The organism is Paenibacillus spongiae, from assembly GCF_024734895.1.
Taxonomy (GTDB): domain Bacteria; phylum Bacillota; class Bacilli; order Paenibacillales; family Paenibacillaceae; genus Paenibacillus_Z; species Paenibacillus_Z spongiae.
The window spans coordinates 2,381,821-2,402,582 of the sequence record NZ_CP091430.1 but is presented as its reverse complement, the minus strand read 5'-3'; the positions used below and the strand labels follow the sequence as shown (position 1 = coordinate 2,402,582).

The 20,762-nt window shown below is 55.0% G+C and carries 25 protein-coding genes; 1 reads left to right on the top strand and 24 read right to left on the bottom strand.

Features of this window, described 5'->3' with window-relative positions:
* Nucleotides 1–72: 72 nt before the first annotated feature.
* From recN to L1F29_RS10915, 24 genes are all read right to left on the bottom strand, one after another.
* Nucleotides 73–1,773 (bottom strand): DNA repair protein RecN, encoded by a 1,701-nt coding sequence (gene recN, locus L1F29_RS11030; RefSeq protein ID WP_258388361.1) that lies wholly within the window; start codon nt 1,771–1,773, stop codon nt 73–75.
* Between the two features lie 47 nt (nt 1,774–1,820).
* Entirely contained in the window at nt 1,821–2,270 is a 450-nt protein-coding gene (ahrC, locus tag L1F29_RS11025) for a transcriptional regulator AhrC/ArgR (protein ID WP_258388360.1), read from the bottom strand.
* 28 nt (nt 2,271–2,298) lie between these two features.
* A complete protein-coding gene (locus L1F29_RS11020; RefSeq protein WP_258388359.1) occupies nt 2,299–2,769 on the bottom strand; it encodes a hypothetical protein in 471 nt (156 codons plus the stop codon).
* A gap of 250 nt (nt 2,770–3,019) precedes the next feature.
* Nucleotides 3,020–3,844: a TlyA family RNA methyltransferase gene (locus L1F29_RS11015; protein ID WP_258388358.1), complete on the bottom strand. Its 825-nt coding sequence runs from the start codon at nt 3,842–3,844 to the stop codon at nt 3,020–3,022.
* 15 nt (nt 3,845–3,859) lie between these two features.
* Nucleotides 3,860–5,758 (bottom strand): 1-deoxy-D-xylulose-5-phosphate synthase, encoded by a 1,899-nt coding sequence (dxs, locus tag L1F29_RS11010; protein ID WP_258388357.1) that lies wholly within the window; start codon nt 5,756–5,758, stop codon nt 3,860–3,862.
* A gap of 109 nt (nt 5,759–5,867) precedes the next feature.
* Nucleotides 5,868–6,779 carry a polyprenyl synthetase family protein gene (locus tag L1F29_RS11005; RefSeq protein ID WP_258388356.1) on the bottom strand — a complete coding sequence of 304 codons (912 nt, stop codon included), beginning with the start codon at nt 6,777–6,779 and terminating at the stop codon, nt 5,868–5,870.
* Nucleotides 6,780–6,784: 5 nt separating this feature from the next.
* A complete protein-coding gene (gene xseB / locus L1F29_RS11000) occupies nt 6,785–7,030 on the bottom strand; it encodes an exodeoxyribonuclease VII small subunit (RefSeq protein WP_258388355.1) in 246 nt (81 codons plus the stop codon).
* 3 nt (nt 7,031–7,033) lie between these two features.
* A complete protein-coding gene (gene xseA, locus L1F29_RS10995; protein WP_258388354.1) occupies nt 7,034–8,386 on the bottom strand; it encodes an exodeoxyribonuclease VII large subunit in 1,353 nt (450 codons plus the stop codon).
* A 7-nt stretch (nt 8,387–8,393) separates the two neighbouring features.
* Nucleotides 8,394–9,254 (bottom strand): bifunctional methylenetetrahydrofolate dehydrogenase/methenyltetrahydrofolate cyclohydrolase FolD, encoded by an 861-nt coding sequence (gene folD / locus L1F29_RS10990; protein ID WP_258388353.1) that lies wholly within the window; start codon nt 9,252–9,254, stop codon nt 8,394–8,396.
* Nucleotides 9,255–9,332: 78 nt separating this feature from the next.
* Nucleotides 9,333–9,806, bottom strand: coding sequence for a transcription antitermination factor NusB (gene nusB, locus L1F29_RS10985; RefSeq protein WP_258388352.1), 474 nt, complete (start codon nt 9,804–9,806; stop codon nt 9,333–9,335).
* Nucleotides 9,807–9,951: 145 nt separating this feature from the next.
* Nucleotides 9,952–10,182 (bottom strand): DUF2273 domain-containing protein, encoded by a 231-nt coding sequence (locus L1F29_RS10980; protein ID WP_258388351.1) that lies wholly within the window; start codon nt 10,180–10,182, stop codon nt 9,952–9,954.
* Between the two features lie 11 nt (nt 10,183–10,193).
* Complete coding sequence (gene amaP / locus L1F29_RS10975) at nt 10,194–10,754, bottom strand: alkaline shock response membrane anchor protein AmaP (RefSeq protein WP_258388350.1); 561 nt, start codon at nt 10,752–10,754, stop codon at nt 10,194–10,196.
* Nucleotides 10,755–10,857: 103 nt separating this feature from the next.
* Nucleotides 10,858–11,265, bottom strand: a complete 408-nt coding sequence (locus L1F29_RS10970) for an Asp23/Gls24 family envelope stress response protein (protein ID WP_258388349.1) — start codon at nt 11,263–11,265, stop codon at nt 10,858–10,860.
* Between the two features lie 156 nt (nt 11,266–11,421).
* Complete coding sequence (accC, locus tag L1F29_RS10965; RefSeq protein WP_258388348.1) at nt 11,422–12,807, bottom strand: acetyl-CoA carboxylase biotin carboxylase subunit; 1,386 nt, start codon at nt 12,805–12,807, stop codon at nt 11,422–11,424.
* Between the two features lie 54 nt (nt 12,808–12,861).
* On the bottom strand, nt 12,862–13,341 hold the full coding sequence (gene accB / locus L1F29_RS10960; protein ID WP_258388347.1) for an acetyl-CoA carboxylase biotin carboxyl carrier protein: 480 nt from the start codon (nt 13,339–13,341) through the stop codon (nt 12,862–12,864).
* Nucleotides 13,342–13,601: 260 nt separating this feature from the next.
* Nucleotides 13,602–14,288: a SpoIIIAH-like family protein gene (locus tag L1F29_RS10955; protein ID WP_258388346.1), complete on the bottom strand. Its 687-nt coding sequence runs from the start codon at nt 14,286–14,288 to the stop codon at nt 13,602–13,604.
* A 36-nt stretch (nt 14,289–14,324) separates the two neighbouring features.
* Nucleotides 14,325–14,963: a stage III sporulation protein AG gene (spoIIIAG, locus tag L1F29_RS10950; RefSeq protein ID WP_258388345.1), complete on the bottom strand. Its 639-nt coding sequence runs from the start codon at nt 14,961–14,963 to the stop codon at nt 14,325–14,327.
* A gap of 16 nt (nt 14,964–14,979) precedes the next feature.
* Nucleotides 14,980–15,801: a stage III sporulation protein AF gene (gene spoIIIAF / locus L1F29_RS10945; RefSeq protein WP_258388344.1), complete on the bottom strand. Its 822-nt coding sequence runs from the start codon at nt 15,799–15,801 to the stop codon at nt 14,980–14,982.
* 22 nt (nt 15,802–15,823) lie between these two features.
* Complete coding sequence (spoIIIAE, locus tag L1F29_RS10940) at nt 15,824–17,074, bottom strand: stage III sporulation protein AE (protein ID WP_258388343.1); 1,251 nt, start codon at nt 17,072–17,074, stop codon at nt 15,824–15,826.
* 4 nt (nt 17,075–17,078) lie between these two features.
* Nucleotides 17,079–17,474, bottom strand: coding sequence for a stage III sporulation protein AD (spoIIIAD, locus tag L1F29_RS10935; protein WP_258388342.1), 396 nt, complete (start codon nt 17,472–17,474; stop codon nt 17,079–17,081).
* 34 nt (nt 17,475–17,508) lie between these two features.
* Nucleotides 17,509–17,715: a stage III sporulation protein AC gene (gene spoIIIAC / locus L1F29_RS10930; protein ID WP_258388341.1), complete on the bottom strand. Its 207-nt coding sequence runs from the start codon at nt 17,713–17,715 to the stop codon at nt 17,509–17,511.
* 15 nt (nt 17,716–17,730) lie between these two features.
* Nucleotides 17,731–18,255, bottom strand: coding sequence for a stage III sporulation protein SpoIIIAB (spoIIIAB, locus tag L1F29_RS10925; RefSeq protein ID WP_258388340.1), 525 nt, complete (start codon nt 18,253–18,255; stop codon nt 17,731–17,733).
* On the bottom strand, nt 18,248–19,255 hold the full coding sequence (spoIIIAA, locus tag L1F29_RS10920; RefSeq protein ID WP_258388339.1) for a stage III sporulation protein AA: 1,008 nt from the start codon (nt 19,253–19,255) through the stop codon (nt 18,248–18,250). The genes spoIIIAB and spoIIIAA overlap by 8 nt, the downstream gene beginning before the upstream one ends.
* Before the next feature lie 144 nt (nt 19,256–19,399).
* Nucleotides 19,400–19,666 (bottom strand): YqhV family protein, encoded by a 267-nt coding sequence (locus tag L1F29_RS10915; protein ID WP_258388338.1) that lies wholly within the window; start codon nt 19,664–19,666, stop codon nt 19,400–19,402.
* Nucleotides 19,667–19,853: 187 nt separating this feature from the next.
* On the opposite strand from L1F29_RS10915, the gene comA reads away from it, so the two are divergent.
* Entirely contained in the window at nt 19,854–20,714 is an 861-nt protein-coding gene (comA, locus tag L1F29_RS10910; protein ID WP_258388337.1) for a phosphosulfolactate synthase, read from the top strand.
* The last annotated feature ends 48 nt before the right edge of the window (nt 20,715–20,762 follow it).

Sequence of the window (20,762 nt, the reverse complement as noted above, 5' to 3'; positions counted from 1 at the left end):
ATTTGCGTACCTATAAGGTATCCCTGCCCCTTATGTTTTATGTCGCCAAAAACATTCCCTGACTGCCTTACATTACGCCCCCTTTTGGCGATACGCCAAGTCAAGCATTTCTTGTGCATGATGCCTTGTTTTTTCCGTAACTTCAACGCCGCCAAGCATGCGAGCAAGCTCTTCGATACGCGTTCCCAGCTCCAATTCCGCGACATTCGTGGAGGTGCGTTCTGCTATAACCGCTTTTCGGATTTCATAATGATGGTCCGCCATGCAGGCAACCTGCGGTAAATGAGTAATGGAGAATACCTGGCATTGATTAGACAAACGGGACATCTTCTCCGCAATCGCCTGGGCCGCTCTTCCGCTGACGCCCGTATCGACCTCGTCGAATACGAGTGTAGGGACTTGATCGATCGACGCGAATATCGTCTTGAGCGCAAGCATAATCCGCGACATCTCGCCGCCGGAAGCGATCTTGCTAATCGGCTTGAGCGGCTCACCGGGATTCGGGGCAATAAGGAACACGGCCTCATCGATCCCGTTAGCAAGCAGACGGTATGACTCACCCTCCTGATGCTGCCTCAGCTCGACACGGAAGGTGGTACGCTCCATCTGAAGCTGCCTCAGCTCCGCCTCGATAGCGGATGCGAGCCGGTCTGCAGCAGCGCGCCGCATATCGGATAACGACTTGCCGATAAGAAGCGCTTCCGAGTATAGATGTTGTTGTTCTCTGCGCAGCTTCTCCAGATGCTCGTCGCGGTTCTCGATCTTGTCCGCTTCCGACTGAATATTGTCCAAATAGGCTAAAATATCAGGAATGGTCTCCCCGTACTTACGTTTTAAGCTATTAATCAGATCAATGCGGTCATCGATATACGCCAATCGTTCCGGGTCGGATTCGACACCGTCGCGATAGTCGCGAATTTGAAATGAAGCATCCTCCAATTGATAAAAAGCCGATTGCAGCTGCTCCAGCAAAGGCCCAAGGACCGCCGGATCGTAATCGCGGATGTCTTCCAGCCGGGAGATGGACCTGCTGAAGGCATCAAGGCCTTTGCTGCTGCTCATCCACGCATAGGCCTCTGCCGCCGAATCGCGTCTTTTGACCGCATGCATTAGTTTTTGCTTCTCTTCCTGCAATGATTCATCTTCACCCGGGATAAGCTTGGCTGCAGCAATCTCTTCGATCTGGAAGCGGTATAAATCAAGCAGCTGTATATTCTGTCTGGAGGAGTCTTCCAGCTCCTTCTGCTGCTGCCGTACCTGCTCGAAATTGCGGTACGTAAATTTATACCGTTCCAGAAGCTTCGTGACACGCTCGCCGGCATACAAATCGAGCCAATCGATATGCTTCTCGGTTTTGAACAAGGATTGATGCTCATGCTGGCCATGAATGTTGACGAGGTACTCGCCTGCTTCACGAAGCATAGTCATATTGACGATGTGCCCGTTAATACGGCTGACGCTCTTCCCCTGGGAGGACAGCTCGCGCCGAACAATAAGCGCTTCTTCCGGCGAGGCGTCGATTCCGAAGGAAGACAGCGTCTTCCATACCGGATGTCCCTGCGGAAGCTCGAACATCGCTTCGATTTCCGCTTTGTCGCAGCCGTAACGGACCATATCCGAAGAACCGCGTCCACCTACGATCAGACTGAGCGCATCAATCAAAATGGACTTCCCAGCACCGGTCTCGCCTGTAAGCACCAGAAATCCGTCGTGGAAACGTACCGTAACCGATTCAATGACAGCCAAGTTGCGTATGGACAGTTCGCGAAGCATAGCTTGTTCTCCTCCTTATAACTGGGGCGCAGTCAGCGCAAGTCGCCTTAATTCATGTAACCGAGCAGCCGGTCGATAATTTCGCTGCTCTGTACTTTCGTGCGGCATATAATAAGAATCGTATCGTCGCCGCAAATCGTTCCCATTACTTCATTCCACTCCATGTTATCGATCAAAGAGCCGATGGCATTAGCTGTTCCCGGCAGGCATTTCATCACGACCAGGTTATCCGTATGATCGATATGGACGAAATTGTCGGCCAGCGCCCGCTTTAATTTATGGATCGGATTCATTCGCTGCTCCAGCGGCAGCGAGTATTTATACCGGCCGTCTTCCGCCGGCACTTTAATGAGCTGAAGCTCCTTAATATCTCTGGAGACCGTTGCTTGCGTGACCTGCATGCCTCCATTGCTTAATGCCTCGACCAGCTCTTCCTGAGTCTCTATAATCTGGCCGGTTATTAATTCCCTGATTTTCATATGCCTGACGCTCTTCATTCCATCAGCCTCCTAGGCAGCCTTGGCCTTATTGGTTAGTATCTGAAAAGTGAAACGTAATCGTCTTTATGATCCGTTCCCTCTGGTCGACGAACAAGACGCCTTCGCATTCCGGAAACAGCAGCGCATAGACCAGCAGCCTGTCTCTCACCCCGCTGCCCGTCCAATCGATCGGCATCCGGTCCCGCGCGGTCTTGACGACATAATGTTTGCCATCTCTCTCGGCAATCATATCGATGAACAGCCTGCTGTACAATTCCTCTCCGTCCAGGTCGATCGTGATCGGCACCCTGTACTTGCCGTGCGTAACATCATACCCGTTTGCTTCCAGGTAACGCACATTATCATCTTCATCATTGACATCTTCGGCTTCGCTTAGAAGCAGCTTGGAATTGACTCCGGGCGGTTCGTGCAGCCAGCGGTAAAACACGCGGTACAGCCAGTAGATAATAATACTGCCGGCAATCAGCATGATAAGCCAGTCCCCGTATTTCCCCATCCCGATCCCTCCACTAACGCAGACGTTATCCATATCATTCGCGGTAGAGAAGAAATTTCCTTGTTCGGCAGCTATATTTATAAGCGAACGCTTGTTTGGTTTTTCTAGTTTAACAAATATTTCTGAATCTGAAAAGGGGGACAAGCATCTTTCCGGCAAAAAAAGCCTTTCATTCCGGTCATAACCGCAATGAAAGGCTTCTTCGTTCTGGACGCATCCATCTCATTATAACAGTCGCTTTAGTCCGTTCTCAAGCCTGCGCAAAGGTCTGGCCCGCCTCCTCGACAAGCTTGGCGAGGAAGTCGTCTCCCGGCGCCGCGGCCGCCGCTTCGGGCTCCAGCACCCAATACGCAAGGAATTCGATATTCCCTTCCCCTCCTGTAATCGGGGAGAATGTAACCTGCCGCAGAGACAAGCCCTGCTCGGCCGCGAAGGCCAGGATCGTCCGGAGGACTGCTCTGTGAACAGCCGGGTCGCGCACGACGCCGGATTTGCCCACCTTATCGCGCCCCGCTTCGAATTGCGGTTTAATCAGCGCTACGACACCGGATCCTTCGTGCAGCAGCTGCACCAGCGTCGCCAAAATAATTTTTAGCGAAATGAAGGAAACATCGATCGTCGCAAATGTAGGCTGCGGTCCTTGAAGGTCGGCCGGCTGCATATACCTGAAGTTCGTGCGTTCCATGACATTTACCCGCTCATCCTGACGGAGCGACCAATCCAGCTGATTGTAACCGACATCGATGGCATAAACGTAGGAGGCGCCGTTCTGAAGCGCGCAATCCGTAAAGCCGCCGGTTGAAGCGCCGATATCCAGCATAACGGCTCCGGTCAGATCCAGCTCGAAGGCGCGGATCGCTTTCTCCAGCTTCAAGCCGCCGCGGCTGACATAAGGATGAAGCGCTCCTTTTACCGTGATGGATGCGGATCGCGGCACTTTCGTGCCGCTCTTCTCGATCCGTTCCCCGTCGACGATAATGAGACCCGCCATCAGAGCGGCTTTCGCCTTTTCTCTGCTCTCGTAATACCCTTGCTCCACTAACAAAATATCGATTCGTTCTTTCTCGATCTTCATCGTTTCTCCCGTTTCTTAAGCAGGACCGTTAACACGCTTGCGGGCTCGCGGCATCATCGCTTTTAATTCGCCGGCTACGCGATCGGCAGTCAAGCCCGCTTCCTGGCGTTGTTCTTCGATCGACCCATGCTCCACAAATACATCGGGCACGCCGATAATGCGAAGGGATACATTCTTCACATTCTGAAGCGAATAGAATTCAAGCATGGCGCTTCCCAATCCGCCTAGCTCCGAACTCTCTTCCAGAACGATCATGTTCATTCCTTCCTGAGCCAGCTGAAGCAGCATCGATTCGTCCAATGGTTTGATGAACCGCGCATTGATCACCCTGACATTCAGTCCTTCGCGCTTCAACTGCTCGGCTGCCTCTTTGGCGACCTGCAGCATCGGGCCAATCGCCAGAATGGCGGCCGAATCGCCCTCCCGGACCGTTTCCCACGTTCCGATCGGGATCGGCAGCGGTTCCTGGTCGATCTCTACCCCAAGCCCGTTAATGCGCGGATAGCGAATCGCTATCGGTCCGTCATTGTATTCAAAAGCCGTTCTCATCATCCGGCGCATCTCGTTCTCATCCTTCGGCATCATCAGCACCATATTCGGAATATGGCGGAGGAACGGAATATCGTATACGCCTTGGTGGGTTTCTCCGTCCGGTCCGACAAAGCCGGCCCGGTCGATCGCGAACACGACGTTCAAATTCTGACGGCATATATCATGAACAACTTGATCGTAAGCCCGCTGCAGGAAGGTAGAATACACGGCAAATACCGGTTTCATTCCTTCCATGGCGAGTGCCGCGCACATCGTGGCCGCATGCTGCTCCGCAATGCCGACGTCGATCATCCGATTCGGAAACCGGGCAGCGAAATCAAGCAGTCCGGAGCCGCCCGGCATGGCCGGCGTGACGGCAACTATACGGTCGTTCTTCGCAGCGAATTCGATAAGCGTATCGCCGAATACTTGCGTATACATCGGGGGCCCGACCGCTTTAAGAACCTGCCCGGACTCGATCTTGTACGGCGAGATGCCGTGCCACTTGAAGGAGTCCGCCTCTGCAGGCGAATAACCTTTGCCCTTGACCGTTATGACATGCACAAGCACGGGACCGTTAACGTTCCGTGCCTGCTCCATAACATCAAGCAGCTGTTCCATATCATGGCCGTCCACAGGACCGAAATAAGTCAGCCCGAACTGCTCGAACAGAATGCCGCTGACGAGCAAGTATTTCACGCTGTCCTTGAAGCGCTCCGCCGTTTTGGCAAGCTTCCCGCCAATGGCCGGAATTTTATTTAAAAGCTGATTAAGCTCTTCTTTAGCTTTTTGATAATGGCGATCCGTCCGAATCTTGCCCAAGTAATGGTGCAGCGCACCGACATTCGGCGCGATGGACATCTCATTGTCATTCAGAATGACCATCAGCTTCTTCTTCTCGTGGCCGATATGGTTCAACGCTTCGAGCGCCATGCCCCCCGTAAGCGCACCGTCCCCGATCACGGCGACGACTTCGTTATTCTCGCCCTTGAGATCCCTTGCGAGCGCCATGCCCATGGCAGCGGACAACGACGTGCTGCTGTGCCCGGCTTCCCAAACATCATGCTCGCTTTCGGAGCGCTTCACGAAGCCGCAGAGACCCTTATACTGGCGAAGCGTATCGAATTGTCCCATACGTCCTGTCAATATCTTATGAACGTAGGATTGATGTCCCACGTCGAATATAAACTTGTCAGTCGGGCTGTCGAACAAATAATGCATCGCCAGCGTCAATTCCACAACGCCGAGATTTGGAGCCAGATGTCCGCCCGTAGCAGAAAGTTTCTCAATTAGAAATCTGCGGATTTCCTCAGCAAGCTCTTCAAGTTGGGGAATCGATAATGCTTTCAATTCCTTCGGCCCGTTAATTTGTTCGAGCAACACGTGATTTCCTCGCTTTCACGGACGAACGGATAGCCGTTGTCCAATAAACGTATAACGTTTTGAACAATTATAACATAGAACCTATACGTTGCCCAAAACAGTTGTCCGATTAGTGATCCCTGCTTACCAAATAGTCAGCGATGGCCAGCAGCCGTTCAGGGCGTGTCAAGTCAGCCTTCTCCAGCGCCTGTTTGGCTTCAGCCGTAAGCCTCTGCACCAGCGCCCGGCTTTCTTCGAGCCCTAGCAGATAAGGGTACGTCACCTTGCTTTGCTGCACATCGCTCTGTACCGGCTTGCCCAGCTTAACCTCGTCCCCGGTCAAATCCAGAATGTCGTCCTGCACCTGGAAAGCAAGCCCCAGCTTGCGCGCGAACTCGCCCAATGCTTCCAGTTGAGCGGGATTAGCGCCTCCGACCCTGGCCCCTGCCGTCACGGAAAAGACGATAAGATCGCTCGTCTTGCGCAAATGAATGTATTCAAGCTGCTCGATCGTCGTCAGCCCCTGCTCTCCGAGCAGATCGGCCGCCTGGCCGCCAACCATGCCGGAAATACCGGCAAGAAGCGCCAAATCGGACGTAATGGCAAGCGCCGTCTCGGGAGGCACGCCGAGCCGGGCCGTTTGCGTAATGGCATAGAACGCATGCGTCAGCAAGCCGTCACCCGCAAGAATAGCCATCCCTTCGCCGAACACTTTATGGTTCGTCGGTTTGCCGCGGCGAAAATCGTCATTGTCCATGGCCGGCAAATCGTCATGAATAAGCGAATACGTGTGGATCATTTCGACTGCGCAGGCTACGGGCATAGCGGCGTTCCAAGCGCGGCGGTCATCCCTTACGGCTTCCGCTGCCGTCAGCACGAGTGTCGGCCGAAGCCGTTTCCCGCCCGCTTCAAGCGAATACATCATCGCTTCGCGTAAGTTGCCCGGTATATTCCAGCCGGCCGGCAGCGACTCGCGCAGGGCGGCTTCGACTTCCGCCGCCGAACTGGAAATAAATTCTTTTATGGATGTTGAAGCGTTCAAAGGTCTTATTCTCCTCTATCTTCGTTTGACGGCGCAAACGGTTTTTTCTGAAAGCCATTCTCCGTTTCGATGAGCACTTCTATCTTACGCTCTACCTGTTCCAGCTTGGTTCCGCAAAGCTGCGACAGTTTCATGCCTTCTTGAAATAGCTCAATCGCGGTTTCAAGCGGAACATCGCCGTTCTCAAGCCGGCTGACGATCGCTTCCAGACGCTCCATGGCCTCTTCGAAGCTCAACTGCTGCTCTTCCATCTGTTACGTCTCCCCTTTCATCGCCCACACCTGACAGTCAAGCTGGCCGTCTGTCAGTTTGACTGTCACCAAATCGCCGGGTTGCACGTCCTCGATCGATTTAATGAGCCGGTTTTCCTTCTCATCGTATACAAGACTATAGCCGCGCGACATGACCTTCAGCGGACTCAATGCATCCAGCTGCCGGATGGCGGAAGCCACCCGCATGCGGTGTTCCTTCATCAGGCCACCCATTGCGGATTCAAGACGGCCGGTCGCGCCCTGCAGCTGTTTCGCCGCGAATGCAGCCTTCTCGCCCGGATGAGCCGCTGCCAAAGCGCCTTGGAGCCGAAGCAGCTTATCCCGGCTGCGTTCTGCCTGGCGTACAGTCCGCTGCTCCAGCCGATCCTTCAACCGGTCCAGCCGTTCAGCCTGCTGCAGCATGTATTTTCTTGGATTCATAAAGATGGGCGAACGACTGACGCGATGGAGCCGTTCCTTCCGTCTTGTCACCGATGTCCGGAGGGATTGATACAGCCTCGTCCGCAGCTGGGACAATCTGCCCTTAAGCTCCTCGATATTAGGAACGGCGAGCTCGGCAGCCGCCGTTGGCGTTGCGGCACGGAGGTCGGCGACGAAATCCGCTATGGTGAAATCCGTCTCATGGCCGACCGCAGAGATAACGGGTATAGCCGATGCGACGATGCTGCGGGCAACCGCTTCTTCGTTAAAGGCCCACAGCTCTTCCAGCGATCCGCCCCCGCGCCCTACAATTAATACGTCGACTTCAGCCATTCGGTTCATATTTTCAATCGCTTTCACGATTGCCGGAGCGGCTCCCTTGCCCTGTACAAGAACAGGAAAAAGCAGCACCGGCACGGAAGGATGGCGGCGCTGCAGCGTAATGATGATATCTCGAACGGCCGCGCCCGTCGGGGAAGTAATCACCCCGATCGCCTTAGGGAAGCGGGGAATGGGTCGTTTGCGGCCTTCTGCAAACAACCCCTCGCTATCGAGCTTCCGTTTGAGCTGCTCGAAGGCCATGTACAGGCTGCCGATGCCGTCCGGCTGCATCTGCGTCACATAGAACTGATAATTCCCGTCGCGTTCATAGACGGAAAAATTGCCTCTTGCCAGCACCTTCGTGCCTTCCTTCGGCATAAAGGGCAGCCTCTGGTTATGCGAAGCGAACATAATGCATTTCAAGCGGCTGTCGGCATCCTTCAGCGTAAAATACATATGCCCGCTCGAATGATGCGTGAAATTCGAAATCTCGCCGCGAAGCCAGACATCTCCCAGAAGATTGTCGGACTCCAGCTTCATTCGTATATAACGGTTAATTTCCTTGATCGAATATATACGTGACTCTAACGCCATCTTCGAGTCACTCCCCGATACGGTTTACTTGTTTGGCAGCCTTCAGCGTATTCAGCATCAGCATCGTGATCGTCATCGGTCCTACCCCGCCCGGTACGGGAGTTATGTATCCTGCTGTGTCCAGCACATCGTCATAATCCACATCTCCGGCTAGCTTGCCGCTTGGCAGACGGTTAATGCCGACGTCAATTACAACGGCGCCAGGCTTCACGAAGCTCGCTCCGATCGCTTTGGGCTTGCCGATTGCGACAACGAGAATGTCGGCCGTCTTAGCGATTTCTTCCATGTTCGCCGTTTTGGAATGGCAGATCGTAACGGTGGCATGCTCGCGCAGCAGCAGCATGGCAACCGGTTTGCCGACAATATTGCTGCGGCCGATCACGACGGCGTGCTTGCCGGCGATTTCGATTCCAGTGCGCTTGATCATTTCGATGACGCCGGCCGGCGTGCATGGAAGCAGGCTGTCGTCGCCGATTACGAGATTACCCACGCTCACGGGATGGAAGCCATCGACATCCTTATGCACGCTAATGGCATCGATAACCGCCTTTTCCTCAATATGCTTCGGCAGCGGAAGCTGAACCAGAATGCCATGAATATTCGATTGTTTGTTCAGCTGATCGATAAGCGACAATAAGTCTTCCTGCGAGGATTGTTCTTCTAGCCGGTGAACCTCAGAGTAGAAGCCGAGCTGTTCGCACGCTTTGGCCTTGCTGCCTACATAGACGCTCGATGCCGGATCATTCCCTACGAGCACGACCGCCAATCCGGGAATAATGCCCTGTTCGGCCAGCTTCGCCGTCTCGATCGCGATCTCCGCGCGAATCGCGTCTGAAATTTGTTTGCCTTCAATTCGTTGTGCGCTCACGTGCAAGCCTCCTAAAAGTTTTGTTGAGGGTAACTTACAGAATCTGCTTCGAAACAAAACTCGCTTCGGAAGCATCGGCTAATTATGTTCACCCGGCGTTATGCCTTTAGGCTTAATCTCATCCAATGCTTGGAGCAGCTTGCCCAAGACACCGTTAACGAATTTCCCTGATTCTTCGGTGCCAAAATGCTTGGCGATTTCGATCGCTTCGTTAATGGCCGCTTTAGGCGGGACGTCATCGCGAAAAACCAGCTCATAACAGGATAGCCGCAGAATCTGCCGGTCAACGCGCGACAGCCTGTCCACCTGCCAACCGGTCAAATACTGCTGCAGCATATCGTCTATGGCTGCTTTGTGCTCGGTTACCCCGTATACAAGATCGCGGACATGCTGGTCTACACGGTTAACATCCGACGCGCTGGCGCCCATTTCGTTCTCCTCGTTGCGGGCCTCATCCATCAGCATGTCTACGGCATCCGAGGCCGTAACCTCGTTCATTTCCATTTGGTACAAGCTCTGTACCGCTATTTCACGTGCTAGCCTTCGTTTCATGGGTCCTCCTATAGATGTAAATCGAATCGTGCCGGAGCAAATCAGCAAACCCGGCTGTTAAACAGTTGGTATCGTGGCAAAAATATGATCTCCTCCCTGCCCCGAAAGAAACGCATTCGTCCGGGGTACGGAGGAGATCACAGTGCTATTTGAAGGGCCGCCAGCGCTGCATCAGCCATTCCGTCAGGCGATTCCACGGAATGATCGGTCCGCTGCCGCTGTCCTTGAAGCCGCCTATGGTATAGCCGATCCACAATAAAAGTCCGAAAAACAGCATGTCCCAAAATCCTACGATAAAATAGAGAATTCCGAGCACGATGCCTGTCGTTACACCGGCGATCCGTCCTCCATAGGTTACCCAAATTTCTCTCCACATCGGCAACGCCCCTATTCCACGCGACTTTTATAGTTTGCCGTCTGGATAATATTCGCCACAAAAACCGTTACGACCGAGACCGGTATCCCTGTAATTTCTTCCACATGAGATTTGACCGACTTCTGAATGTCTTCCGTAATGACCGGAATGGATGTCTCGCCGTCCACGATGGCGCGAATCGTGATATCGATTCCCGCTTCGCCCAGATGAATTCTCGCCCGCAAATCCTTGACGCCCCGTTGGCGTCCGGCCGCTTTCAAGGCCAGGTTCTCAACTGTTTCCAGAGAGATGCGAATGTCCCCAAACTCTGTCCGTTGATCGATGGATGGCGCGGATGCATGACTCCGGCGCAGCGAGACATAGAAGAAACGCACGCTTAGCAGGAACAGCGCCGCCGAAACGGCAATGACCGTCACCTGGAGCCACTTGACATTGCCATATAAATCACGGGTCATATCGTTAATCCATTTCTCGGGCAGCCAATGAAAAGCCGCGCTAAAGGCAAGAACGGATACGACCCCGATTGCCAGGCTATATATAAACAACAGAAGCTTGTCCAACACTCTGATCAACGTGAGATTCCTCCTTGGGGCGGACTGAATAAAACCCCCTAGCGCCGAGCGGCAAGCCCATTGACAAGGGGGTATCGCAATTATTCGCAGTCCTCGCGTTCAATTACTTCACACGATTCTGCGTTTCATCTTCTTCTACTTTCTCCGTCGTCTTGAAATGAACGTCGTGGATATGAACGTTGACCTCGACGACATGAAGTCCAGTCATCGTTTCAATCGAACGCTTAACATTACGCTGAATATCAGCCGCAATCTCTGGAATGCGATTGCCGTATTCGACAATAATCGATACGTCAACTGCCGCTTCCCGCTGTCCCACTTCGACTTTGACGCCCTTGGACAGGTTCTTGCGGCCCAGCAGCTCGGCGATACCGCCTGCGAATCCGCCGCTCATTCCTGCGACGCCCTGTACCTCGATCGTAGCCAGCCCTGCAATGACTTCGATGACCTCGGGTGCGATTTGAATGGTACCCATGTCCGTTTTCTCATAATCCGCTGCGAGCGTGCTCATGGTTATTCTAACACCTCCCGTAAAGTAGCGTAGCTCCGGCCTTTCGCCTGGGGCTCATCCGCTTCTTATTCTTATACTATAGCATTCAGAGAGAAATATGACAAACCTTAAGGGCTTAATTTGGACGTCCTGTCAGGAGCCGTTAGCCCGTGTTTGTTACCCTTCGATGAAGGCTTCGCTATCATCGGGATCCGGATTGTTCACATCATTCTCTTCCAGGAACTTGATATCGAAATGGCCCTTCACGAACTTCGGATGATTGAGAAGCTTCATATGGAAAGGAATCGTCGTCTTGATGCCGTCGATGGCAAATTCGGCAAGCGCCCGCTTCATACGGGCGATCGCATCCTCCCGCGTTTCTCCCCATACGATCAGCTTGGCGATCATCGAATCGTAATGCGGCGATATCGTGTAGCCCGGATAAGCGGCGCTATCCACGCGGACGCCCAGTCCGCCCGGCGGCAGGTAGAATTGAATCTGGCCCGGGGACGGCATGAAGTTCCGATCCGAATCCTCCGCATTAATGCGGCATTCGATGGCCCAGCCGTTAATCTTGACGTCCGCTTGCGTGAAGGACAACGGATTGCCTTCCGCGACGTGAATCATCTCTTTAATGAGATCGACGCCGGTAATCATCTCTGTAACCGGATGCTCGACCTGAATGCGCGTGTTCATCTCCATGAAGTAGAAGCTGCCGTCCGGGCCGAGCAGGAATTCCAGCGTACCTGCGCCGGCGTATTGAACGGCCTTGGCGGCACGCACCGAAGCCTGACCCATCCGTTCCCGCAAGGCGGGACTGAGAACCGGGCAAGGCGCTTCCTCCACCAGCTTCTGGCGGCGGCGCTGAACGGAGCAGTCTCTCTCGAAGAGATGCACGGCATTGCCGTGCTTGTCGGCGATAATTTGAATCTCGACGTGCTTCATGCCCGTCAAATATTTCTCCAGATAGACGCCGGCGTTGCCGAACGCTTTCTGGGCTTCCTGCTGAGCGGTTGTAATTTGGGCGATGAGCGTCGCTTCGTCCTCCGCAATCCGGATTCCCTTCCCGCCGCCGCCTGCCGTCGCTTTGATAATGACAGGGTACCCGATTTCCCGGGCTACGCGGATGGCTTCGTCCAAGTCCTCGACAAGTCCTTCCGAACCGGGAATAACCGGCACGTCGGCTTCCTTCATCGTTTGCTTGGCGACCGCCTTGTCACCCATCTTGCTGATCGCCAGCGGAGACGGTCCGATGAACGTCACGTTGCATGATTCGCAAATCTCCGCGAAATCGGCGTTCTCCGCCAAGAAGCCGTAACCCGGGTGAATCGCGTCGCACTCGGTCAGCGTGGCCACGCTCATGATGTTCGTCAGATTCAAATAGCTGTCCTTCGAGGCGACAGGACCGATGCAGTAAGCCTCGTCCGCCAGACGAACATGCAGCGAATCCCGGTCCGCCTCGGAATATACGGCCACCGTTTGGATTCCGAGCTCGCGGCAGGCGCGAATGATCCGTACGGCGATTTCTCCCCGGTTGGCAATCAATATTTTGTTGAATTTCACGCTTAAAGCCCCTTTCGTGCGCACTGTTCTTGAACTTGCTACGCGTTAGCCGGATTATTCCGGCTTGACCAGGAACAAGGGTTGTCCGAACTCGATGAGCTGCCCGTTCTCGACGAGCACCTCGACGATTTCGCCGCGCACTTCCGCTTCAAGCTCGTTCATCAGCTTCATCGCTTCGAGAATGCACACGACCGTCTTCTCGCTCACGCGATCGCCAACGCTTACAAACGGTTGGGCGTCAGGTGAAGATGCGCGATAGAACGTACCGACCATCGGCGATACGATTTGGTGCAGGTTGTCCGCTTTGGGAGCGGATTGAACCGCAGGGACGGGAGCGACAGTCGTTTGTTGGCCGGGGTCGGGAGTGGCCTGGGTATATGTAGGGACGATTGACGCCGGTTGCACATGGACCACTTCCGTTTTGCCTGGCTTGCGGATCGACAAGCGTGCGCCTTCGTTTTCGATTTCCAGCTCGTGGACGGATGTTTGGTCGACCAGCTTGATCAATTCTTTGATTTCACTCAGCTTGAACATGGTTTCACTCCTAAAAGGTTTCTGTGCTGCTTCATATCGGCTTTGCCGAATATATCGGGAATGCCAAAACTTGCACATAACAGAACTATTATAGCACAAACGCAGCTGAACACGAACCCATTTTTTATGCAAGCCTAATTGGAAATAGCTGCTGCTCCTGCAGCAGGAAGCCGGCATCTTCTCATAGCTTTAAAACGCACTGCCCCTCGGACGCCGAGACGGCGTACAAGGGGCAGTATAATTGCAGCATTATGGCCGGATTAAGGAATGAACTGAACGGAAACCTGGTTCGCGGACAAGCCGAGTTCTTTCATGGCGAGCATGACGATGCTGTCGGCCTGGCTTTTCTCCAGCTTCTCGCTTTGTACGACAACTTTGTATTTATCATTCGGCTCCGGCGAGACGATCGCTATGCTGAACTGCTTGCCGAGCTCTTGTTCAAGCCCGGTGATCTTCGCGCTCTTCTCCTCCAGCTGATCGAGCTGGTCAATCGCTTTCGTCGCCTCCTCCGGGTTCTGCTTCGTATCGGAGATAACGCTGTACAGACGATTGTTCTCTTCATAGAATTTCTGGTCGCGCTTGTACTGAAGCTCGTCGAATACGCTGCTGCTTGCGATTCCCTCCGCCTCTACTTTGCGAAGCACTTCCTGATCCTCCTTGGAGAGCTGGTCCGCATTCGTTTCGGCCTTCGTTCCCGCCGAGGCTGTTTCCTTCGTTTCCTGACCGCCCCCGGTCTCCACCTTGTCAACGACGATGCCGTTCTCCTGCGAGCTGCCGCCGGCCGCCGCTTCTGTCGCATTAGGGAGAATCATCTGCTCCTGCTGCGTACCGTCGGTCAGCATATCAGAGGGGGTGTCGACATCTTCGGTAAACAAGTAGTACGCGGATAAAATGACCATCAAGCTGAGCATCGATACGAGCCAAACCGTTTGTCTTTTCGTGTTCATAAAGTGAAAGCCTCCCTTTTCCATTTTCGTTTTGATTTAGGATGCATGCTTACTCGGTACGACGGAAATGCGATTGACCGGCACGTTAAGCCCCTTCTCTACCGCATCGAGTATGAGACGCCGGACGGTTCCGTTCTCGGAGCCCTTGGCGACGATCAGAACCCCCCGAACCTTCGGCTTGATGCGCTTGGTCACCAGCGGCGACTGGCCGCCGGCCGATTCATACAAGACCACTTGCCCATCCTTTGTTATGGATGTGATATGGCGTTTGCCGCCGTTCTTGTCGTTCTCGTCGGTTATCTGCTGGGTTTCCTTATCGTTGCGGCCGACGACAACCTCCTCTGTTGAATCGACGCTGACCAGCACGTCAACGGATCCAACCCCTACGATTTTCTCCAATATTTCCTTCAGCCGGTTTTCCAGCGGGTGCTCGATCGATTCGAACGCAGAGCCTTCCGCGTCTTTCCCGCCGAGAAAGGTTGTCTGATCGGACGGGACGGAGGCCGGCTGCTCCGGATCAGGCTCGACGGTTTGAAGGGTCAGCAAGGAATTCAGCAGCATCAACGCGATTCCAAGCGCTCCTACGAGCAGCAGCCACCGCAGCGTCTTCACCCGCTTCGGCCCCGACGGACCTCCGCCTACGAGCTTTTCCAATCCTTCCAGCCACTTGGCCACGGTTCTCTCCCCTTTCCTAATCCGGGGCCGCCCCGGCTCCGGCTCCATCGCTTGATGCCATGCGAACACTGACGACGCCTGGCGGAACCGACCAGCCTTCGCTGAGCACCCGCCTTACCGCTTCGGCGGCTCTTCCTTCAACAGGCGCATATCCCTCGCTGACCGGCTGTCCGGAATCGGAACCGTTCACGCGATTTGTGTCCACCTGGACAAATACGGACACCGAATCGACAGACTCGACGGGTTGTATTTCGCCGGCGTCAGCGCCGCCTTCAAGCCCTGATGCCTTCCCTTCATCGCCTTCGCCCCCTGATGCCGTCCCAGCTTCGCCTTCGCCCCCCGAAGCAGCTCCGGGGGACTCGTCCGGTGCGCCCCCCATGCTGTCCAGCGTAACTTCAACCGTCTGCACAGACGCCGCATCCGTCTTGGATGTTCCGGCGAGCCGCACCGACACGGATGATACCTTCAGGCCGGTTCCCCGCTCCAGCGCTTCCTTCATTGCGGAGGCCAGCTGTTTCTCTGTCAGTGCCGCGGCCGCCAATTCCTGCTTCCGCTTCAGCGCCTCCGCATCGCGCTGTATATCTTCCAGCGTGGGCATCCTGTACTCCTTTGGGGGCGAGGCTTTGAGCCAGTTGTCGAAGCTGGCGTTCAGCTGCGTATCGTAATCGCCCTGCAGCAGACGGATGATCGGAGACAACAGCGTCAGCAGAATGATCAGGCCCGCGATCAGCCGCACATAGCGCTGCATCGTCTGGTTCGGCAGCAGCAGATCAATAAGACCGGCCAGCAGCACGACCGCTATTATTTGTTTCAGCCACGCGGCGAGCCATGCCAGCATTTTGCCCACTCCCTCCTAAGGCTCAACGTATCATCACGGCAGCGTTCCCTGCCGTCAATATGATCGTGACTGCGAGGAAGAACATTAAGCTGACGGCAGCCAGCGCAGCGAACACATAGATGAGCGTCTTGCCTATCGTCCGCAGGCAGTCGACGATCGGGCTGTCGCCAAGCGGCTGCATAATGGCCGCCGATACGTTATATATCAAGGCCAGAGTTAATATTTTGATGGCCGGAAAGGCACATAAGAAGATGAGGATAATGACCCCGGCAAGCCCGATCGCATTCTTCACGAGCATGGAGGCCGACATGACCGTGTCCGCCGCGTCGGAGAACGTCCGGCCGATAACCGGCACGAAGTTTCCGGTGATGAACTTTGCCGTCCGCATGGTGACGCCGTCCGTAACCGAGCTTGTCGCCCCCTGAACGGATATAACGCCCAGAAATATCGTGAGCATGATCCCCATCACGCCAACCCCGAAATTGCGCAGGACGTTCGCAAGCTGCGTCACCTTGAACTTGTCCGTCAGCGCGCTGGCGATATGCAGGACGGCCGAGAAGAACAGAAGCGGAAAGACGATAGTAAAGATGACCGACCCTACCGCATGGATCATAAACACAATCAAAGGGTGCAGAACCGTGACCGTCACCACATTCCCCATCGTTGCCAGCAGCGTAAGGAGCAGCGGTATCATCGCCATCATGAATTGGATCATGCCGCTGATGGCGTCCTTCGCATATCCGATCGCGACATTGAAGCTGTTCACCACGAGGACGATCATCACCATGTATGTGATGCTGTAGGCGACCTTGCTGACGGCATTGCGCTCGAACGCCGTTTGCAGCGTCTGGAGAATCATGCTGAACACCGTGAGCATGACGATCGTAATGAGCAGCTTGCCGTTATATAGAACCTCATACATGACGTAACGCAGAAGTCCGGTCAAGACGGTCGTCAGCTTTAGCCCTTCGCCGCCGGGAACGATCATCTCCATAAAGCTGGGCACTTTACTGTCGGGAAACAGGCCGCCATATTCCTTCATGAGCTTGTTCCAGTAGCTTTCTACCGCTGTCGTATCGATCTCGCGCAGCTGCCCTTCGGCCAGGTTGTCCGTTACGGATCCGGCCCGCTGGACAGACTGCGCTCCGCCGGCAGGCTGCTGCTCCCGCTCCGGCATATCGGCTAGCGCTGAGACGGATCCGGGAAGAAACGCGAGAATGGCGATCCAGAGCGCCGCTTGCAGCGCCAGGGCCCGGATTAGACGCTGCAGCATGCCTTCAACTCCCCGCCGGCAGCAGGCCGATCACGGTTTCGACGATAACGCCGATAATCGGAACCGCCATGACAAGAATAAGCACTTTGCCGGCAAATTCAATTTTTGAAGCGACACTTTCCTGACCTGCGTCCCGCACAATCTGCGCTCCGAATTCGGCGATATAAGCAATACCGATTATTTTCAGAATCGTCTTCAAGTAAATCGACGGTATGCCTGATCGGTCTGCCAGCTGCTCGAGCACGGTGATCACCGTTTCGATTTTGCCGATCATGTACAGAAAGATGAATAATCCGGTAAATGCGGCAAGCAGAAAAGCGAACATCGGCTTTTGTTCCCGAACGACGAGAATGAGGATGGTTGTGATCAATCCGAGACCGACGATTTGAATGATTTCCATTCGGGATTCACCTGCCTTGACTGGACGGGACTTCTCACTGAAACAGAAAAATGGACTTTATCTCTTGAAACAAGTCGCTGAGCAGCCGGACGACCATGAACAGAACGACGACAAATCCGATTAACGTGACCCAGTGCGACATATCTTCCTTGCCCATCTGTTTCAAGACGGTATGAATCATTGCGATAATGATGCCGATTCCCGCAATTTGAAATATGGCGCTAACATCAATGTTGTTCATTTAACCGGCACCCCACTAAACGATCAAAATGACGACTAGCGCGGCGACGAGGACACCCAAGCTCTTGCACATCTTCTCGTAGCGTGACTGATCGTCCCTGGCCGCATCTTCTTCCGCCTTCAGCTGCTGTACGGCAAGCCGCAAATGCTTGACTTGATCATCGCGGTCGCTTATTCCGAGCGCCGAACCCAGCCGGATCAGCGCCGACTGCTCGGCGTTCTTCATCGCCGTGCCCGGCCAGTGCATCGTCAGCGCCTCCTCCCAGCACTCCCGGAAGGTCTTCCCCTCACGCTCGCCCTCGGCCAGCAGCCGGCTTACGCTTTGCAGCAGTCCGGCGACCGGTTCCGGCAGATGAGCGGCGGAGCTCGTCACCGCTTCAGGCAGCGGCGTATATCCGTATCCGATCTCGGTTTCCAGCCTCTGCAGCGCTTGAATAAGCTGGCGGATTTGACGCGGCCTGGCGGCAAATCTCGACGCTTGATGAAAACCGATCATCGTTCCGGCGAACAAGATGAGCACGGCCCCGATTAGCTTAACCATAGGCGCCGCCCCCGCTGGAAGTCGGTTCTCTTGCCGTGGGCAACCGCCCGCCCGGCCGCGCCGCCGCAATCCGGCTTGTCAGCCCAGCCGGGCCCCGCTGCAGCTCGACACATACCGCGAATGCGCCTGCTTCGAGCAATCGCTTAAGCACGGGGCGCCCTTTCGCCTCATCGGCATCCTTGGCATGCGCAGTGGCGATGACCGTAATTCCCGCATGGCAAGCGTCAAGTATCGCATCGGCATCCTCCGGCCGGCCGATCTCGTCCACGATAAGCACATCCGGCGACATCGAGCGAAGCATCATCATCATCCCTTCCGCCTTGGGGCATGCATCCAATACATCGGTTCGGGGACCGACGTCGAAGGTCGGCACTCCTCGGACGCACGCGGCAATTTCGGATCGTTCATCTACGATCCCGACTTTGCGGCCGATCCATCCTGCAGCTGCCGGATGGCCCCAATCACCGGCGCTGACCGATCGGGCCAAATCGCGCGCAACGGTTGTCTTCCCCTGCTGCGGCGGACCGACGATAAGCGCAGGCAGCACCGACCTCCGTCCGAAATCAAGCAGTCTGGGCAATATTTTGGCCGAGGCTCCCGGCACTTCGCGGGCGATCCGGACATTGAAGGCGGCCACATCGCGAATGCCCCGGACACTGCCGCCCTCCAGCACCGTTCTTCCGGCAATGCCGATCCGATGCCCGCCGGCTACGGTTATGAAGCCGCGGCGAAGCTCTTCTTCCATTGCGTAGATAGAATGGTTCGTCACCCTTTCCAGCAGCTTGCGGCATATATCGCCTGCCGGCTTGTACGCTTCTTCTGGACGTTTATGGAGACCGCCGTCTTGTCCGACGAAGGAAAAGCCGCCTTCATAGCCAATTTCAAGCGGGCGTCCTTCCCGTATGCGAATCTCTTCGACCGTATCCTTCACCCGATCAGGCATGCGCTCGAGTATGGATGCGAGCTCAGACGGCAGCAGGTGAACGACGCGCACTAGCATAAGAAAACCCTCCCGGAATTCGACTTTGCCGCTTATTTGCAAGTTTCATAGACCAATACTCGCAATACGGCCTATCCGCTACCAATTCTATGCGGACAACCCGTTCAATATGACTCCGCCGGCTTCTCTTACTAGAAACTCTCCCTACTCTTTGAGAATGCCGATTAACAAGCATGCGACCCCGCCCACGATCCAGGCCAGCTTCTCGAACGACAGCTTATCCGACATCCCGACAAGCCCGATGGTCGTCGTCGTAATCAGAATGAGCGGGCCGACCAAGGCGAGCGAGGCATTGACCGCCAGCGCTTTATCGATTTGGTTCATGCGCAGCATGAGCAGTGCCGCGCATATTTCGATGGTTCCGGATAAGACGCGAAGCGAGGCCATAGTAAGCACGATTTTATTAAGCATCTCCCTCTCTCCTTTCATCAAAGTTTCACTAGTACAGCCTATGCGGGCTTGTCTGCGGTTCATGCCCATTGCCGATAATCGTTTGAAGATGACCGCGACCCGGGCACACGCCCTGCTTCATCTGCATATATTGCTCTAGTCATTCCGATGACAATCCACGAATGAATCGATAAGCGAGGAGATCAACATGAAATTCTTCCCCCGAGCTACGTGGCCGGCAGCGCTGAATGATCCAAGCGGAAGGCGCGTAATGCCTCACGTCTCCAACTACGAGAACGACGCGGACCGGTCCGCCGGACGCGGGCAAACGATGATTATCGATAAGGGTCTGGGCAGGCATGCATTCGCCGACCTGATTGAAACGGCAGGCAGCTATACGGACTGCATTAAATTCGGGTTCGGCACTGCCCCTCTCTATCCGACCGAGCTGCTGCTGACCAAGATCGAGCTGGCGAAGCGGCACGGCATTATCGTCATGCCCGGAGGCACTCTGCTGGAAACGGCCGTACAGCAGGGCGTGACGTCCGAATTCTTCGAAACCGTCTGCCGGCTTGGCTTCAATGGCATCGAAGTATCGGACGGAACAATCGAGCTATCGCGTAAAATGCGGACGGAATTGATTCGGGAGGGCGTGAAGTGCGGTCTCCGGGTCGTTACAGAATATGGAAAGAAGATTTCGGGAACCATCGTCGATGCAACCGCCCTCGCGTTAACCGCTGAAGCAGACCTGATTGCCGGCGCCAAGCTGGTGACGGTCGAAGCGCGGGAATCCGGCGTCGGCGTCGGTCTCTTCGACGAACAAGGCGGATGCCGGGAGGACGTACTCGAAAGGTTATGCCGAGTGCTTCCGAATGTCGAACTGATTATGTGGGAAGCGCCTCTCAAGCATCAGCAGGTGCTGCTGCTTCAGACGTTCGGGGCAGAAGCTCATCTGGGGAATATCCCGCCTTCAGAGGCTCTGGCTCTGGAGACGATGCGGCGCGGCCTGCGCTCGGATACGTTCGAATTCGGCTTGCGGAAAGAGGAAGGGCTGCACTACATGATCTAAGAGGCTGGGCTCGCCCCCGCAACGATGAAAGAGGAAGGCGGATCAGAG